At 69.8% G+C, this 15,876-nt stretch carries 21 protein-coding genes; 11 read left to right on the forward strand and 10 right to left on the reverse strand.

All coding sequences use genetic code 11. The annotated features are described in order from the left end of the window. Positions 1-3: 3 nt before the first annotated feature. Positions 4-1,764, forward strand: a complete 1,761-nt coding sequence (locus tag AORI_RS45745; protein WP_016331349.1) for a S9 family peptidase — start codon at positions 4-6, stop codon at positions 1,762-1,764. Here AORI_RS45745 and AORI_RS45750 read toward each other — a convergent pair. The 5 genes from AORI_RS45750 to AORI_RS45770 all read right to left on the reverse strand — a co-directional run bounded on the left by AORI_RS45750 (position 1,761) and on the right by AORI_RS45770 (position 4,229). Then, a complete protein-coding gene (locus AORI_RS45750) occupies positions 1,761-2,186 on the reverse strand; it encodes a VOC family protein (protein ID WP_016331350.1) in 426 nt (141 codons plus the stop codon). The genes AORI_RS45745 and AORI_RS45750 overlap by 4 nt on opposite strands. A gap of 46 nt (positions 2,187-2,232) precedes the next feature. Then, the gene (locus tag AORI_RS45755) at positions 2,233-2,856 is read right to left on the reverse strand and encodes a LysE/ArgO family amino acid transporter (protein ID WP_043848567.1); all 624 of its coding nucleotides are present in this window, start codon (positions 2,854-2,856) and stop codon (positions 2,233-2,235) included. Positions 2,857-3,059: 203 nt separating this feature from the next. Next, on the reverse strand, positions 3,060-3,395 hold the full coding sequence (trxA, locus tag AORI_RS45760; RefSeq protein ID WP_016331352.1) for a thioredoxin: 336 nt from the start codon (positions 3,393-3,395) through the stop codon (positions 3,060-3,062). Next, positions 3,396-3,791, reverse strand: coding sequence for a MerR family transcriptional regulator (locus AORI_RS45765; protein ID WP_016331353.1), 396 nt, complete (start codon positions 3,789-3,791; stop codon positions 3,396-3,398). Positions 3,792-3,833: 42 nt separating this feature from the next. After that, positions 3,834-4,229, reverse strand: coding sequence for a nitroreductase/quinone reductase family protein (locus AORI_RS45770; RefSeq protein WP_016331354.1), 396 nt, complete (start codon positions 4,227-4,229; stop codon positions 3,834-3,836). A gap of 27 nt (positions 4,230-4,256) precedes the next feature. Between AORI_RS45770 and AORI_RS45775 the strand changes: the two genes are divergently transcribed. After that, positions 4,257-5,087: an alpha/beta fold hydrolase gene (locus AORI_RS45775; protein WP_043847905.1), complete on the forward strand. Its 831-nt coding sequence runs from the start codon at positions 4,257-4,259 to the stop codon at positions 5,085-5,087. A gap of 119 nt (positions 5,088-5,206) precedes the next feature. On the opposite strand, the gene AORI_RS45780 is transcribed toward AORI_RS45775, so the two are convergent. Continuing rightward, a complete protein-coding gene (locus AORI_RS45780; RefSeq protein ID WP_016331356.1) occupies positions 5,207-6,322 on the reverse strand; it encodes a C40 family peptidase in 1,116 nt (371 codons plus the stop codon). A gap of 80 nt (positions 6,323-6,402) precedes the next feature. Between AORI_RS45780 and AORI_RS45785 the strand changes: the two genes are divergently transcribed. The 6 genes from AORI_RS45785 to AORI_RS45810 all read left to right on the forward strand — a co-directional run bounded on the left by AORI_RS45785 (position 6,403) and on the right by AORI_RS45810 (position 10,275). After that, positions 6,403-7,227: a biotin--[acetyl-CoA-carboxylase] ligase gene (locus AORI_RS45785; RefSeq protein WP_016331357.1), complete on the forward strand. Its 825-nt coding sequence runs from the start codon at positions 6,403-6,405 to the stop codon at positions 7,225-7,227. A 97-nt stretch (positions 7,228-7,324) separates the two neighbouring features. After that, a complete protein-coding gene (locus AORI_RS45790; protein WP_016331358.1) occupies positions 7,325-7,897 on the forward strand; it encodes a PH domain-containing protein in 573 nt (190 codons plus the stop codon). Beyond that, complete coding sequence (locus tag AORI_RS45795) at positions 7,897-8,829, forward strand: hydroxymethylglutaryl-CoA lyase (protein WP_016331359.1); 933 nt, start codon at positions 7,897-7,899, stop codon at positions 8,827-8,829. Before AORI_RS45790 ends, AORI_RS45795 begins: the two co-directional genes overlap by 1 nt. An 82-nt stretch (positions 8,830-8,911) precedes the next feature. Continuing rightward, positions 8,912-9,133: a hypothetical protein gene (locus tag AORI_RS45800; RefSeq protein ID WP_016331360.1), complete on the forward strand. Its 222-nt coding sequence runs from the start codon at positions 8,912-8,914 to the stop codon at positions 9,131-9,133. A gap of 69 nt (positions 9,134-9,202) precedes the next feature. Next, complete coding sequence (locus tag AORI_RS45805; RefSeq protein WP_016331361.1) at positions 9,203-10,003, forward strand: TNT domain-containing protein; 801 nt, start codon at positions 9,203-9,205, stop codon at positions 10,001-10,003. Further along, positions 10,000-10,275: a hypothetical protein gene (locus AORI_RS45810; RefSeq protein ID WP_016331362.1), complete on the forward strand. Its 276-nt coding sequence runs from the start codon at positions 10,000-10,002 to the stop codon at positions 10,273-10,275. Before AORI_RS45805 ends, AORI_RS45810 begins: the two co-directional genes overlap by 4 nt. A 224-nt stretch (positions 10,276-10,499) precedes the next feature. On the opposite strand, the gene hisN is transcribed toward AORI_RS45810, so the two are convergent. Further along, positions 10,500-11,285 (reverse strand): histidinol-phosphatase, encoded by a 786-nt coding sequence (gene hisN, locus AORI_RS45815; protein WP_016331363.1) that lies wholly within the window; start codon positions 11,283-11,285, stop codon positions 10,500-10,502. Positions 11,286-11,327: 42 nt separating this feature from the next. Here hisN and AORI_RS45820 point away from each other — a divergent pair, with 42 nt between their 5' ends. The 3 genes from AORI_RS45820 to AORI_RS45830 all read left to right on the forward strand — a co-directional run bounded on the left by AORI_RS45820 (position 11,328) and on the right by AORI_RS45830 (position 13,895). Further along, positions 11,328-12,032 (forward strand): response regulator transcription factor, encoded by a 705-nt coding sequence (locus tag AORI_RS45820; RefSeq protein ID WP_016331364.1) that lies wholly within the window; start codon positions 11,328-11,330, stop codon positions 12,030-12,032. Position 12,033: 1 nt separating this feature from the next. Further along, a complete protein-coding gene (locus AORI_RS45825; protein ID WP_016331365.1) occupies positions 12,034-13,317 on the forward strand; it encodes an ATP-binding protein in 1,284 nt (427 codons plus the stop codon). Between the two features lie 107 nt (positions 13,318-13,424). Next, positions 13,425-13,895 carry a hypothetical protein gene (locus AORI_RS45830; protein ID WP_016331366.1) on the forward strand — a complete coding sequence of 157 codons (471 nt, stop codon included), beginning with the start codon at positions 13,425-13,427 and terminating at the stop codon, positions 13,893-13,895. Here the strand turns inward: AORI_RS45830 and AORI_RS45835 are convergent. The 3 genes from AORI_RS45835 to AORI_RS45845 form a co-directional block, all read right to left on the reverse strand. Continuing rightward, positions 13,873-14,286 (reverse strand): Pvc16 family protein, encoded by a 414-nt coding sequence (locus AORI_RS45835; protein ID WP_016331367.1) that lies wholly within the window; start codon positions 14,284-14,286, stop codon positions 13,873-13,875. The genes AORI_RS45830 and AORI_RS45835 overlap by 23 nt on opposite strands. 4 nt (positions 14,287-14,290) lie before the next feature. After that, on the reverse strand, positions 14,291-14,923 hold the full coding sequence (locus AORI_RS45840) for a helix-turn-helix transcriptional regulator (protein ID WP_016331368.1): 633 nt from the start codon (positions 14,921-14,923) through the stop codon (positions 14,291-14,293). Between the two features lie 135 nt (positions 14,924-15,058). Then, complete coding sequence (locus tag AORI_RS45845) at positions 15,059-15,706, reverse strand: response regulator (RefSeq protein ID WP_016331369.1); 648 nt, start codon at positions 15,704-15,706, stop codon at positions 15,059-15,061. Between the last annotated feature and the right edge of the window lie 170 nt (positions 15,707-15,876).

Raw genomic sequence — 15,876 nt, forward strand, 5'->3', positions numbered from 1 at the left:
CACATGCTGACCGCTGAGCTGATCGTCGACAGCCGAGTCCCGTCGAACCCCGCGCTCTCCGCCGACGGGCGGTGGGTCGCCTACCAGGTCGACACCATCGCGAAGGGCGTCCCCGAGATCTGGCTGGCGGCCGTCGACGGGAGCGAAAAGCCCCGGAAGCCGGCCGAGGGTTTCGCGCCCCGGTGGTCGGCGGATTCGCTCTACTTCCTCCGGGACGGCCTGATCCACACGGTGGACGGGCCGCTGTTCGGCTGGGGGAGCGAGATCACCGCGTTCCTCCCGATGCGCGACCGGATCGTGTTCGTCGCCGAGGACGAGGCGCCTGCCGCGGAAATCTGGGTCTGGAGCGAGAGCTTCCGTCCGGCGCGGCTCCGGAGCTTCGATCGGCGGACCGGGAAGATCACGACACTGGTCGAAGAGCACGTCGTCGACGTCGCCCGCCGTCAGGACGACGGGGCACTCGCGGTGCTGACCTGGCTCACCCCGGAGCTCGATCCCAGTGGGCTCGAACCCCGGCTTTCCGTTCTGGACTTGAAAACCGGCGAGCGGCGTGACCTCGGGAGGACCGCGGTCGAAGCCACGAGCCCGGTCTGGTGGCGGGATGGCGACGACTGGCACGTCGCCTATCTCGCGACGCCGGAGATGGTCGGTGGCTGGGCGGTCTTCGACGTGCCCGTGGACACGGCTGAACATCGGAACCTGACGCCGGAATCGGCCTGCCCGATCAGGCTCGTGCAGGCCGATTCCGGTGCTCCGCTGATGCTCGTCGCAGACGGGCTCGACACGGCCCTCCACCGGCTCGGATCGGGCGAAGTGGCTTTCTGGCGCGGACAAGCCGACGCCGTCGCGTCGAACGGCGAGGTCGTGGCCATCGTGCTGAGCACCGCGCACCGGCCGAAGGACGTCCATTGTGGACTGATCGGTGAGCCTCCGGTGCGAGTGAGCGATACGGCGCCGGAGTTCGCCGACGTCACTTGGGGTACGCAGGAACGCTTGTCCTACAAGGCTTCCGACGGGCTCGCTCTGGACGGTTTACTCGTTCTCCCTCCGGGAAAGACCCGGGACGACGGCCCGTTCTCGCTGATCACCTTGCCGCACGGTGGGCCGTACGATCGGTACGCCGACGGCTTCCGGCTCGGCTGGTTTCCTTCCGCGCAATGGCTCGCATTGGCGGGGCACGCGGCCTTCCTGCCGAATGCCCGTGGGGGACAAGGACACGGACACGAATTCGCCGCCGCGGTCGGGGCACGAGTCGGACTGGAGGAATGGAGCGATCTCGAAACCGGCATCGATCTGCTCGTCGCCGAAGGGGTGGCGGATCCGGAGCGGCTCGGCATCGCGGGCTGGAGCCACGGCGGGTTCGTGTCGGCCTGGGCCGTCGCCCGGACCAGGCGGTTCAAGGCGGCGTTGATGGGCGCCGGAATCTGTGACTGGGGGATGCAAGCCGCGACCGGCGAGCTCGGCCCGCTCGAAGCGGCGCTCGGCGGGAGCACCGGCTGGGAAGGGACCGGCCCGCACCGGCACGATCAGCTCAGCCCGATCTCCTTCGCTTCGAAGATCGAGACCCCCGTGCTGATCGTGCACGGTGCGGACGACACGAACGTCCCACTGTCCCAAGCGGAATTCTTCCACCGCGCGCTACGCCACTTCGGCGTGGAGCATGACTTCGTGGTCTATCCCGGCGAAGGACATTCGATCCGCGGGCGGGCGCACCAGTTGGATCTGCTTCGCCGCACCCGCGACTGGTTCGCGCGGCTGCTCTAACCTTGCGGCTCGCCGGGGACGTACGTGCCGAAAGTCCATTCGTACCCTTCGAGATCGTCGACGCGGCAACGGTAATTTCCCCATTCGGTGTTCTCCGGCTTCCAGACCGTCGTCGCGCCGGCGTCGACGGCGGAAGCGAAGACGGCGTCCACGGCCTCTTGCGTCGGAAGGCTGACGTAGAGGCCGTGGCCGACCGTTTCGCCCTTGCGGGCCGGGCGGTCGTAGTCCTCTTCCGCGCTGAACACGATGATCCGGACTTCGCCGCGCCGCAGTTCCGAATGCAGGATCAACCCCTTGTCGTCGGGGTACTCCGTGGTGGTCTCGAAGCCGAAGGCGCGTTCGAGCCAGCGAAGGGCCTTGGGGGCGTCGTTGTAAGCGAGGTAGGAGTGGAGGGAGGCGGGACGTTCCTTGGTCTCGGTCATGGGCACAGCCTCGCAAGCGATGAGGACATCTACAGTCCTCGATTCGTCACCGAAGAAGGCGAATGCCGAGCACGGTGATGAGCGCGCTGGACGCCAGCGCGGTCGCCAGCCGCCCGCGTCGTCCGGTCAGCGCCTTGCCGAGTACGGCACCGCCGCCCGCGAGGAACACTTGCCAGCTGGCCGAGGCCGCGAACGCCGCGAGCACGAAGACGACGTGTTCCGCTCCGCTCGCCGCGGCCATGTCCTTGCTTCCGAGCACGAGTGCCGCGAAGTAGACCACCGTCATCGGGTTCAGCAAGGTGATTCCGAGAAGGCTCACGTAGGCCTTCACCGGCCCGATCGAGGCCGGTTCGGTCACCTCGGCCTTCGCGGAATCGCGGAAGTTCCGGACCCCGGTGAATCCGATGTGGACGGCCAGCCCGAGCAGCACCACCACCGAAATCCAGCGCAGTGGCACGGTGATCGGTTCGATGACCGGGGTGAGCGTGCCCCCGCCGAGGACCGCCACCAGGGCGTAAAGCCCGTCGGCCGTGGCGACCCCCAGCGCGGCGTACACGCCGATCTTGAGGCCCGCCCTGGCCGTCAGCACCACGAGATAGGTCCCGACCGCGCCCACCGGGATGGCGATGCCGTACCCGGCGAGCAGGCCCGCGACGAACGCGGCGCTCACGGTCGGACTGGTGTCGGCCTCCACCCGGACCCGGCCTGCTGCTGCTTCCGCACCCGTCGGACGACGGTGGACGGCGGCAGGAAGGTGAGGGTCGATGTCATGGGAGAAGGATGCGAGCGGGCGAGGCCCCGCGCAACACAATTACCGAGCGGTTCGCGATGGGGCTCGTGAGTGGTAAGGACGGTTAGAACCGTCCTTACCACTCACGAGAGGGACGGCTGGAGAACGGCGTCCAGGTCGGCCAGCAGCCGTGCCTTCGGCCGGGCGCCGACGGTCGTCCACACGGGACTCCCGTCGCGGAAGAGGATCAGCGTCGGCAGTGACATGACCTGATAATTCCTGGCCGTGAGCGGGTTTTCGTCGGAGTTGAGCTTGCGGATGATCAGCGATCCGGCGCGTTCTTCGGCGATCTGTTCGAGCACCGGCGCGATCATGTGGCAAGGCGGGCACCATTGTGCCCAGAAGTCCACCAGGACGGGCTTGTCCTGGTCCAGGACGAGAGCTTGGAAGGTTTCGTCGGTGACGACGGGAAGGGACACTCAGGCCTCCTCGGTTCGCGGCACGACGACGCACGGTCCCGGCGGCGTTTTCAGCGCGCCGGCGAGCTTGGTCAGCAGGCTGTCCCGTACGTCGTTGAGCCTGGCCAGACAGGCGTCCACCTCGGCGAGTTTGCGTTGGTAGACCTCGATCGAATCGGCGCACGAGTCGCCGGTCTCGTGCCCGGCGCGCAGGCACTCGACGAACGGCCTGGTGTCCTCCAGACTGAGCCCCACCGCTTGCAGGGTCAGGATCTCGTTCACCAGCCGGAAGTCGTCCTCGTCGTACTCCCGGTACCCGTTCGACGCGCGCCGTGCGTCGAGAAGTCCTTGTGACTCATAGAAACGCAGCGCGCGGGTGGTGGTTCCGGTACGCGCGGCGAGTTCGCCGATCCGCATGGTCCCGAGCGTAAACCTTGCCCTTGGCGTCAAGGCAAACGTTCATTCGTCGAGATCGACCCGGATGGTGAGGAGGTTCGTGCCGATCGCGCGCACGGCGGCGCTGTTGAGCCTGGGGAGGGCCTTGAGGCGCGCGCGGGGGTCGTCGCCGGGGAGCAGGTGCGCCGTGCCGGTGTGCCAGCGGCCCCTGAGCCGGACGCGGACCCGCGGATCGGCCTGGATGTTGCGGACGTACTGCGACTTCTCGCCGAACTCCGAGACGATCCAGAACTCGCGGCCCACCCGGCGGCCACCGATCGGCGTCCGCCGGGCCTCGCCGGACTTGCGGCCGGTGGTCTCCAGGACCGGTTGGTTCGGCAGGCGGACGAGGATCGGGTTACCGACATGGCGCTGGAACGTCGTGGCCACCCGGTGCTTGATCTCGTGATAGCGGGACATGGCTCCAGGGTGCCCTACGCTCGGGCCATGGTGGACGAGTCGGACGTGGACCTGGGGGACGGGGCCACATTGCACACGTACGACACGGGCGGGGCCGGTCCGGTGGTCTTCTGGCACCACGGGACCCCGAACATCGGCGCCCCGCCCGCCCCGCTGTTCCCGGCCGCCGAGCGGCTCGGGCTGAGGTGGGTCTCCTACGACCGGCCCGGTTACGGCGGTTCGTCGCCGCGGCCCGGCCGGGATGTCGCGTCGGCGGCGTCGGACGTCGAGAAGATCGCCGACGCCCTGGGAATCGAGCGCTTCGCGGTCTTCGGGCATTCCGGCGGCGGGCCGCACGCGCTCGCCTGCGCGGCACTGCTGCCGGACCGGGTGTCGGCGCTGGTCTGCGCCGCGAGCCTGGCCCCGTACGGCGCCGCCGGGCTGGATTGGTTCGCGGGAATGGGCGCGGCGGGAGCCGGATCCCTGATGGCCGCCGTGGCGGGGAGGGCCGAAAAGGAGCGGTACGAGGCGACGGCCGAGTACGACGCGGAGATGTTCACCCCGGCGGACCACGCGGCCTTGTCAGGCGACTGGAAGTGGTTTCTCGACGTCGTCGGCCCCGCGGTCGAGGGCGGGCCCGGCGCGCTTATCGACGACGATCTCGCGTACGTCGCGCCGTGGGGCTTCCAGCCGTCCGATGTCCGGGCTCCGGCCCTGTTCCTGCACGGTGGCGAGGACAGGGTCGCGCCGCTCGCGCACGGCGAGTGGCTGGCGCGGCAGTGCGCCACGGCCGAGTCGCGCGTGTTCCCCGAAGACGGGCACGTCTCGGTTCTGCGCCACGGGGCGGGCGCGCTCGAGTGGCTGGCCACTCGTCAGTGAGCTGCGATTCGGATTAGGGCCAAGGGAGCACCGGCGCCGGCAACGAGCCCACCGAACGCCTCGTGAGTGGCGTTTCGGGTTAGAACCCGAAACGCCACTCACGACCACCTGGACCCAAGTCAGGCCGCGGGCCGCCCCGCACCCGTGTAATCGTCGCCCTTCGAGTGATACGTGTGGATCTGGACTGCCTGGCCCTGCGTCGGAGCGTTGATCATCAGCCCGTTCCCGAGGTACAGCCCCACGTGGTGGATCCGCGTCGACGGGTTCCCGTAGAACACGAGGTCGCCGAGCTTCGGCTCACCGGGCACCTGCGGCAGCGCGCGGAACTGGCTGTCCGCGGTCCGCGGGAGCGCGACACCGGCCTCGTCGTAGGACGCCTTGGTCAGCCCGGAGCAGTCGAAGCCCGCCGCGCCCGCTTCGGGGCCGTTGCCGCCCCACACGTACGGGAGGCCCAGCTGGCCGAGGGCGAAACGCGTCGCCTTCACGGCGGGGCTGGCGGAACGCGCCGGGTCGAGGGACAGGGTCGCGTACAGCTGCGCGTTGCCGAGGACACGCTGACGGAACAGTTCGGCCTCGTTGCCCTTGCCGCCCTGGTAGCCGGCGATGGCCTTCCACCAGCCGTTGCCGCCGCCGAGGTCGGCCCCGGAAGCGCACAGGGCGCGCCCGGCGGCGACCGAAGCGGAGTCGGGATCGGCGAGCGCGGGTTTCGCGATGCCGGGGATCGACGCGCCGTGCTTCTTCCACTGCTGCGCCGACAGGCCGAGGGGGTTGTCCCCGCCGCGGCCGTGGTTCGAGCTCGCCGCGCCGATCCCGGCCAGGGTGACCCAGGACAGGTGGCAGTTCGGCTGCTCGCCACGCAGCGCCAGTTCGCCGTTCGCGTAGCCCATGAGCGACTTCGCCGGGATGTCGAGCGGTCCGGCCAGCTTGTTGGCCCACTCTTCGAGCGGCCGGGCGCCCTTCGGTGTCTCCTGCGCCTTGACCGGCGCGCTGACCTCCAGGACCGACGGGCCCGCGCCGCCGCCGACGGTGGCCGGATCCTGCTTCGCGGCGGGAAGCGGCACTGGCTGACGTCCGTCCGCCGGGGCGGGGTCGTTCCCGCCCGCGAGCAGCCACCCCGCCGTCGCGAGCCCCGCGACCAGCGGGAGGGCGACCAGGCCGCGCATCGCCACGCCGTGCGCCCACGACTTCTTCCGGCTGGATTCGGACGCGCTCGGCGCGGGCTCGGGCTCGGTCACGCCGTCCAGATTATTGGAGACCACCTCTGCGTAACGAGCGAACGCCTTGCACGTTAGGGGGACTCTCATATTCTGGACAAATGAGTGAGACGGGAGCGCTCGACGCCGGGCGTCTGAGTGCCGCGCTGTCCGGCCGGTACGCCGCGATCGAGGTCGTGGCGAGCACCGGGTCCACCAACGCCGACCTGCGGGAAGCCACCGCGAAGGGGGCTGAAGACCGCACGGTGCTGATCGCCGAAGAGCAGACGGCCGGGGTCGGCCGCCGCGCCCGGCACTGGTCTTCGCCGAAGGGATCGGGCCTCTATGTCAGTGTGCTGCTGCGCCCGGGCGGCGTTCCGTTCGCCAATTTGGGTTCACTTTCCGTGGTCGCCGGCCTCGCGGTCCGGGAGATCGCCGAGGGACTGGGTGTCGACGCCGTCCTCAAGTGGCCGAACGACGTCCTCGCCGGCCCGGACCGCGCCAAATGCGCGGGCATCCTCGCCGAGGCCGTCGCCGGTGACGAGACCACGGTGATCCTCGGTGTCGGCCTGAACGTGCTGCCGCTCGGCGAAAGCGTCCCGGCCGGGCCCGGCGGCCTGCCCGCGACCTCGCTGGCCGAGCAGGGGGCGACGGAGACCGACCGCGCCGAGATCGCCGTCCGGCTGCTCACCGCGTTCGACGAGCTCGAACGCCGCTGGCGGCTCGCCGGAGGGTCGCTGGCCGAGGCCGGTCTGCTCGGGGATTACCGGCGGTACTGCGCCACGCTGGGCCAGGACGTCGAAGTCCAGCTGCCCGACGGGTCGGCCCTCACCGGACGCGCAGCCGACATCGATCCCGCCGGCCAGCTCCAGGTCGACGTTCCCGGTGGTGAGCGGTACACGGTGTTCGCCGGAGACGTCGTCCACGTGCGGCCCGCCAAGGCCTGATCCGTGCGTCTCGATTTCCGGCGTCTCCTCTTCCGCGGGGACCGTTCGCCGGTACGGTGAGCTCACCAGCGCCGAACACACTTTGGGAGCGTCCGTCGTGGCCTATCCGGACGATTTGCTCAGCGAGAACGAGCACGTCGTGGTGCACAGTCACCCGCATTTCAAGATGCTGATCTTCCCGTTCCTCGCGCTGATCGTCACGCTCGGCGCGGGGATCTGGCTGGCCGTCATCGCGAAGGACGCGACGGCCCCGTGGGACCTGATCTCCGAGATCGCGATCGCCGCGGTCGGGCTCGGTCTCGTCGTGTGGTTGTTCCTGGCGCCGTTCGTCCGGTGGCGCACGACGCATTTCATCGTCACCACGGACCGGTTGATCGCCCGCGAGGGTGTGCTCAAGCGGACCGGCATCGACATCCCGCTGTCGCGTATCAACAGCGTCCAGTTCGAGCACGGGCTGCTGGACCGCGTGTTCGGCTGCGGCACGCTGGTGATCGAGTCCGCTTCGGACGAACCGCTGAAGTTCGACGACATCCCCAAGGTCGAGCGCGTGCACACGGTCATCTACCGCGAAGTCAACGACAACCCGTACGACGACTTCGCGCCGGGCCCGCAGCAGACCGAGCCGCTGCCGCCGCAGGGGCACCCGCCGCGCGGAAACCGGCGCCGCTGATGGGCACGCGAGAGCTGGGGCTGCCCGAGAAGGTCGCGTCCGTCCACTCCCTGCCGGAGCGGGTGACGATCTGGGAGGTCGGCCCGCGTGACGGTCTCCAGAACGAGAAGTCGATCGTCCCGGTCGAGGTCAAACTCGAATTCCTGGACAGGCTCGCCGATTCCGGGCTGACCATGCTCGAGGCGACCAGCTTCGTGAGCCCGAAATGGGTGCCGCAGCTGGCCGACGCCGAGCAGCTCCTGGCCGGGCTCGACCGGCGCGAGGGCGTCCGGTACCCGGTGCTCGTACCGAACGAGCGCGGGCTGGACAGGGCGCTGGAGGCCGGTGTCTCGCATATCGCGATCTTCGCCAGCGCCACCGAGACCTTCGCCAAGAAGAACCTCAACTCGACGGTCGACGACCAGTTCGCGATGTTCGAGCCGGTCGTCACCAGGGCGCGGGCCGCGGGACTGGACGTCCGCGGGTACGTGTCGATGTGCTTCGGTGACCCGTGGGAGGGCGCCGTCCCGGCCGCGCAGGTCGCCGGAGTGGGCAAACGGCTCCTGGACCTCGGCTGCTCGCAGCTCTCGCTCGGCGACACGATCGGTGTCGCCACCGCGGGCCAAGTCGAGACACTGATCGGGGAGTTCCCCGACGTCGGCGCGCTGGCCGTCCATTTCCACGACACGTACGGCCAGGCGCTCGCGAACACGCTGGCGGCCCTCCGATGCGGTGTGTCCACTGTGGACTCGTCGGCCGGTGGCCTCGGTGGCTGCCCGTATGCCGAATCGGCCACCGGGAACCTCGCGACCGAGGATCTCGTGTGGATGCTCGACGGTCTCGGCGTCGAATCCGGCGTCGATCTCGACGCGCTGGTGGCGACGAGCAAGTGGATGGCCGGGAAGCTGGGCAGGCCGAGTCCGTCGCGGGTGGTCAACGCGCTCGCCGGATGAGGTTCGCGGAACTCACCGGCGAGACCTGGCCGCTTTTCGAGCGGTTGGTCGGGCCCGGAGGCGTGCAGGGCGGCTGCTGGCCTTGGTCGACCACGAGCCGGTCGGCTGGGTCGCCGGTCGCGGGGCCCGGACCGTCGAGGGTTACCCGGTCGAGGTCTTCGGGAAGCGACCGGGCGCGGATCTGTACCACGGCACGGTGAGCACGTTCGCGAAGGCGGGTTTCGAACTCGTCGAACGTCGTCCGCCGTCTCGGGCGTTGATGCGCTTTCGGGTATCCGCCGACGGGAACGCCGTCCGGCGCTAAGGTCGTAGCGCGTCCTGTCCGCTGCCTCCCCCGTCCACCGGTGGGAACCGATTCCTTGGGGGAGGTGCGGTGACCGATCCGAGCGAGGCCGGGACGGGCCCGATCCGGCTGCCCGTCGAGTTCGACGCCCCGACACCGCCGCACGGGGCTCGCGCACCGTACGCGCCTTCGCCGTGGCCACCCGCGGTGGCGCCTTTGCGGGTGCCCTTCCCGCCGAAGCCCGCCGCCCCGCCGCCGATGGGGGCGTTGCGGACGGAACGGGAAAGCGTGATCGCGCTGTTCCTCGTGCACATGTTCCCGATCGGGCATCTTCCGGTCGCCATGGGCAAACCCGCGCGTCAGCTGCCGCTGCCCGACGGCGGTTCCGGCCCGCAGGACCATCCCGAGGCGGACGTGCTCGACGACCTGGACGCGTTGTCCCATGTCAGCAGCGGATTCCGGCGTTCGCCGACGACTCCGGCCGCGGTTCCGCCGCCGGAGCTGACCAGGGGACACCATCCGTGGGGCGAAATGTCCGAAGAGGACTGGAAAGAGCGCTTCGTGACCGGAACGGGCTACCTGTGGCCGTCCGACGGCGATCCGGCGACGCCGACGATGCTCGAAGCCGGCACTCATCTCGACCGCTTCGGGGATCATCACGGCCGGGTGTTCGCCGAGGACGCGACCCTGTTCCCCATGCGCTCGCTGCCGCCCGACCGGGCCGGCGCCTACCGGCGGTACCGCGTCGTCCGGCCGCTGCCGGTCTGGCGTTCGGTGACCGCGGGATGGTTCGGCCAGCCGGGCGGCGGGGTGCGTTTCCGTACGGTGCTGGGCGCCGATGAACTCGTCACGCTGGGCTTCCTGGCGGACGTCACGGGGGAGGTTCGGTGAACACGGGGACGATCCTGCGGTGGCTGGCCGCGCTGGGTGTGCCGCCCGAAGTGGTCTCGGTCGGCGCGGAGGCGGACAACGCCTGGTGCCTCATGCGCACCGAGGAAGAGGGCGCCGAGCCCGCCTGGGAGGTCTTCTGGCGGGAGCAGGGCAACCGGTACGACTGGGCGCGGTTCACCAGCGAACAGGTCGCCTGCCACTACCTCTTCGGCCGTCTGGCCTGGTCGCAGGTCGCGCGTGGCGCCGTCGGGCTGCTGCCCGGCGCGCAGTGACCACGCGCGTTCAGAAGGAGGGGCGCGGCGAGGGCGGTGTGTTGCGAAAGCCACTTTCGCAACGTTGGAGGTGGGGAAAGTGGCTTTCGCAACCTCCGGAAACTGGTCGGCCCAGGTTGTAGTGAAGCTCCATGGTCTGGGCGTGTGTCGCAAAAGCCACTTCCGCGACATCTGATGTCCCGAAAGTGGCTTTCGTGACATGCTCCGACGCCGTGAGCGCGCGTTCAGCGCTTCAGGATCGCCAAGACCTCATCGTGGAGCAGCCCGTTCGTCGATAGCGCCGACCCGTTGTCGTAGCGCGCTTCGCCGTTCAGGTCGCTGAAGCGGCCACCGGCTTCGGTGACCAGCACCTGGGCCGCGGCGACGTCCCACGGGTTCACGATGCATTCCGCGGTGACGTCGAGCGCGCCCTCGGCGACCAGGCAGTGGTGCCAGAAATCGCCGAAAGCGCGGCTTTCCCAGCAAGCGTCGACGAGGTCGATGTACTTCTCGCGTGAGTGGTACTCCACCCACGAGTTCAGGTCCGTTGTGGACAGATACGCGTCTTCCAGCGCCGCGACCTTCGACACCGAGATGCGGCGTTCCCCGGCGGAGTCGCTCATCCAGGCGCCGTCCCCGGTGGCGGCCCACCAGCGGCGGCCGAGCAGCGGTGCGCTGATCATGCCCACCACGGGGTCGCCGTCCTCGACCAGCGCGATCAGCGTCGCCCACACCGGGACGCCGCGCAGGAAGTTCTTGGTCCCGTCGATCGGGTCGAGCACCCAGGCCCGCCCGGTCGCGGCGGTGCCGCCGCGTTCCTCGCCGAGCACCGCGTCGTCCGGCCGGTCCGTGGCGAGGATCGCCCGGATGGCGTCCTCGACGGCGGTGTCCGCGTCGGTGACCGGCGTCCGGTCGGGTTTGCGTTCCACGGCCAGGTCGAGCGCGCGGAACCGGGCGGTGGTGATGGCGTCGGCGGCGTCGGCCAGCCGAGTGGCGAGTTCAAGATCATTCTCGTAGCCGGGCACGGTCACGATGGTTTCACGCCCGGCAGTCGTAGAGTTGGCCAGGTGAGCATGGTGCTACTCGCCGAGGACGACCCGGCCATCGCCGATCCGCTTTCCCGCGCACTCCAGCGGGAGGGGTACGAGGTGCGGGTCGTCGGTGACGGGCCCGCCGCCCTCGACGCGACCGAGAGCGACCGCGTGGATCTGCTGGTCCTCGATCTCGGCCTGCCGGGCATGGACGGGCTCGAGGTGTGCCGCCGCCTGCGCGCCAGCGGCACCGAGGTCCCGGTGCTGATGCTCACCGCGCGCACGGACGAGGTCGACTTCGTGGTCGGGCTCGACGCCGGCGCCGACGACTACGTCGCCAAGCCCTTCCGGCTCGCCGAACTGCTGGCCCGCATCCGGGCGTTGCTCCGCCGCCGGGCGCCCGACGTCCTCGAAGCCGGGGGAGTGCGGATGGACCTCGGCGCCCGGATGGTCACCGTCGACCTGCACGAGGTGCAGCTGGCGAACAAGGAGTTCGAGCTGCTCCGGGTGCTGATGAGCCGCGCCGGCCAGGTGGTCAGCCGCGACGAGATCCTCGCCGAGGTCTGGAACGACCTCGAATCGAAGACCTCGAAGACGCTCGACATGCACATGTCGTGGCTCCGCCGGAAGCTCTCCATCGCGGCCGACGAGGCGGCAGGCCGCGCGGGCAAACCCGGCGGGAACGGCGACGGCGAACGGCGGATCGCCACGGTCCGCGGCGTCGGTTTCCGCTTCAACGCGGAATAGCATGCGCCGCCGCATCCTCCTGGCGATCCTGCTCGCCGTCGCGGTCACCGCCGCGGTGCTGGGCATCCCGCTGGGGATCACCGCGTGGCAGCTGGTCGAGAACCTCAACCGCGAGAACCTCGCGTCCTCGGCCCGCGGGATCGCGGCGACGCTGGACAACGAGATCGCCGTCGGCCAGCCGATCAACCTCGACCTGGTCCGGGTCGCCGTGCCGCAGGGCGGTCTGCTGACCGTCCGCGCGCAAGGGCAGATCGAGAAGCGCTACGGCTCCGACCCCGGCTCGGACGTGGTGTCCGAACGGGCGCCGATCGCGTTGCACGGCGAGGTCGAGCTGTCCGTGCCCGCCGGGCCGATGCGCACCCGCCAGACCCAGGTGACGCTGCTGGTGGTGCTGCTGGTCGTGCTGTCCGTGGGCACCGGCACCGTGGTCGCGACGGTGACCGCGCGAAGGCTCGCGAAACCGCTGAGACACGTCGCGGATCGCGCGGTCAAACTCGGCGGCGGGGATTTCCGGCCGGATCCGAAGCGCTACGGTGTCGGCGAGCTCGACATGGTCGCCGAAGCGCTCGACGCGTCCGGCTCGGCGCTCGCGCAGCTCGTCCAGCGGGAACGACAGCTCGTCGGCGACGTCTCGCATCAGCTACGGAGCCGGTTGACCGCGTTGCAGCTGCGGCTCGAACCGCTGACCGTCCACTCCGACCAGGACGTCGTCGACGAGGCGAAGGCCGCGCAGGAACAGGCGGACCGGCTCGCCGAAGCGCTCGACGAGCTGCTGGCCGCCGCGCGGGCGGCGCGTGAGGTCGGCGCGGAACCGGTGAACCTGGCGGAAGTGCTCCCCGAGGTTTCCGAAGAGTGGCGACAGCTGCTTCGCGCCGAGGGCAGGCATCTGCGGATCCGTGTCTCCGACGGGCTGAGGGCGAGGGCGACGCCCGGCCGCTTGCGCGAGGTCGTCGGCGTCCTGCTCGACAACGCGCTGCGCCACGGCGCGGGAACGGTCACGCTCGCCGCCCGGCGCGGTGACACGGAAGGCACCGTCGTCGTCGAGGTCGCCGACACCGGCTCGGGGGTGCCCGACGAGCTGGCGCCGCACATCTTCGAACGCGGCTTCTCCGGCGGCGGATCGACCGGTGTCGGTCTCGCGCTCGCGCGAGCGCTCATCGAGGCCGACGGTGGCAGGCTGGAGCTGTCGAGCAAGCAGCCGGCGGTGTTCAGCCTCTTCCTGAAGGTGCCCCGGCCGGGTGACGTGGCCGAAGTGCGGTGGCCGGCCGAGCGAGTCCCTCGCTAAGCGCCGCCCCAAGAACGTCCCGATCGGGCAAGGCCGCGGCGGCGCGGCGACTTACCGTCGGGGGTGTGCATGCGTCGGCGTTCCGGTACCGCCCACCGGTGAGTCCGGTGGCCGCGGCGACCCTGGAGATCGGCAAGGTGGCGATCACCGTGCGGCTGTCCTTCGACGGCGCGCTGTACGCGTGCCGCCGTCCTCCCGGCGTGGTGGAGCGGATGGAGGCCGAAGCCCTCGACCTGCTCTCCAAAGGCCTGTTCGTCAGCGGGATCGACACCCCGGTCGCGACCGTCACCGGGGCGGCGGGCCATCGGTTCGTCCAGCAGAGCGCCGAGTTCGAGCCGCCGGACGGCAGGCTCTACCGGGGCATGTGCGGGGTCGGCGTCAGCCGGAACGGGCTGACCCTGACCGGCATCCTCGGCTATCGACTCGAAGTCCGCGCGGAGTGGGCGAGACGGGCGGGTGACTGCGGCCCGCCGGGGAACGCCGCCGAGTGGTGCGACCTCTTCGGCGGGGAGCTGGCGTCCATCGGCGGGGTGGTCCTGCGCCGGTCGTCGGTGCTCAGTCTCGGTACTCCGCCGTGATCGTGACGACGAACGCCGCACGGGCCGGCATGCCGAGGCTGACCCACAGCCCGGTCGGATCGGTCTCCTCCAGGGTGATCGGCAACGGCTGCTCGCCGACCACGAGGAACTCCGTCCCGATCAGGACCCCCAGCGACCGGTCGAGCAGCGTGTGTTCGTCGCGGACCTTGTCCGCCCGTGCCGTGACCAAATAGGACAGTCGGCACCGCTTCGCCCGCACGGCGCCGGTTCCCGGGCCGGCGCCGTGCAGGGCGAAGAGGAACAGATCGACGCTCGACACCCGCGTCTCGGTCTGCCAGGTGGGTTTCGGCGGATCGAGCCGGACCACCGTCCCCTCCGGCAGATGAGGCGCGATGAGACGGCACAATGCCTCGTCGACCTGGCTGATCACGGGGTCAGATCAATCCCTCACGCAGTGCGTAAGCCACCGCGTGCGAGCGGTTCCGGAGCTGGAACCGGTTGGTCACGTCGTGCAGGATGCTCTTCACCGTGCGCTGCGAATAGCAGAGCTGGTCGGCGATCTCCTGCGTCGAGAACCCCGACGCGACCAGCTTGAGCACCTCGGTCTCCCGGTTGCTCATGCCACCGAGGTGCAGGCCGCGCGGCTGCAACACCTGACGCTGCAGCCGTGAGACCCGGTGCAGCAGCCTGCCGAGCAGGTCGGGCGGCAGCGCGCCCTCCCCGGCCGCGGCCGCCTTGATCAGCCGGACCAGGACGTCGGCGCCCGCCTCGGAACGGCGGGCGACGGCGCAGACGCCGTGTTCGATGGCGCTGAGGATCTCGTTGTCGTCGACTTCACCCGCGATGAGCACGATGCGGGTGAACCCCTGGTGGTGCAAGGCGGACAGCAGTTGCGTCATCGCCTCGTCGAGGCGATCGGTGACCAGGAGGGCCACCATGGTCGGGTCGGCGGTCTCCCCGTCCACCAGCCAGACGTCGTCACGGGAGCGGAGCGTCATGCAGACGCCGTTGTGCAGGATCGGATCGGTGGCGCGGACGACCACCGGTGTCCGGTTCGGTTCGAACATGTGATTCCCATTCCCCTCGAACTGTGCGAGGGCCCCACCCCTCGCGCTACTCACCCTGCCGGGTGAGGTGTCCCGAGCGCATGGGACTCCGGTCCCGGAATTGCCCGAAAAGCCGCCCTTATCGGGGTCGCTTTTTCAGCGACCCAGCCCCGCCTCGCGGGCGCGCACGATCGCCTCGGCGCGATCCGCGACGTGAAGCTTGCTGAAGACGTTCGAAATATGGTTCCGCACCGTCTTCGGGCTGAGACACAGAGTGCTGGCGATGGCGGTGTTGCTGTGCCCGCCCGCGATGAGCGAAAGGACCTCTCGTTCGCGCACGGTGAGTTCCGGGAACACCGTGTCCGTGGCCGGTTGAGTGTGATTGAAGAAGCCGAGAACCCGCGTCGCGATGTCGGGCCCGAAGATCGCTTCGCGCCTCGCGACGGCGTGCACGGCGCGGATGATTTCGTCGGGTTCCGCGTCTTTCAGCAGATATCCGCGGGCTCCGGCCCGCATCGCGGAGAAAACGGATTCGCTTTCGTCGGCCATCGTCAGCATGAGCACGCCGACGCCGGGCCGTTCGGCGACGATGTGCCGCGTCGCCTCGGCGCCGCTGATGTCGGGTAAATGCAGGTCCATGACCACGACATCGGGCGTGAGGGCGCTCGCCGCGCTGATCGCGTGCGCGCCGCTCGCGGCCTCGCCGACCACGTCGATCAGCGGTTCGTTGTCGAGCAGTGTGCAGACCCCGAACCGGAACAGCGGATGGTCGTCGACCACGAGCACGCGAAGACGTTCGTTCATACGGTTCCCCCTGTCTCCCCGACGCGGCACGTTAAGCGAGAGGGCCGGTCACGAACAATGCGAGGTCCGGACAGCGGACCGGTGATAATTAAACGCCTGATGAGTATCGCGTATCCCGGAGGCCAGCCCAACCCATTAACCCTTTCGGCCCATGTTCGGGTCTCAAGTCC

Source organism: Amycolatopsis keratiniphila, assembly GCF_000400635.2.
In the GTDB taxonomy this organism is placed as follows: Bacteria; Actinomycetota; Actinomycetes; order Mycobacteriales; family Pseudonocardiaceae; genus Amycolatopsis; species Amycolatopsis keratiniphila.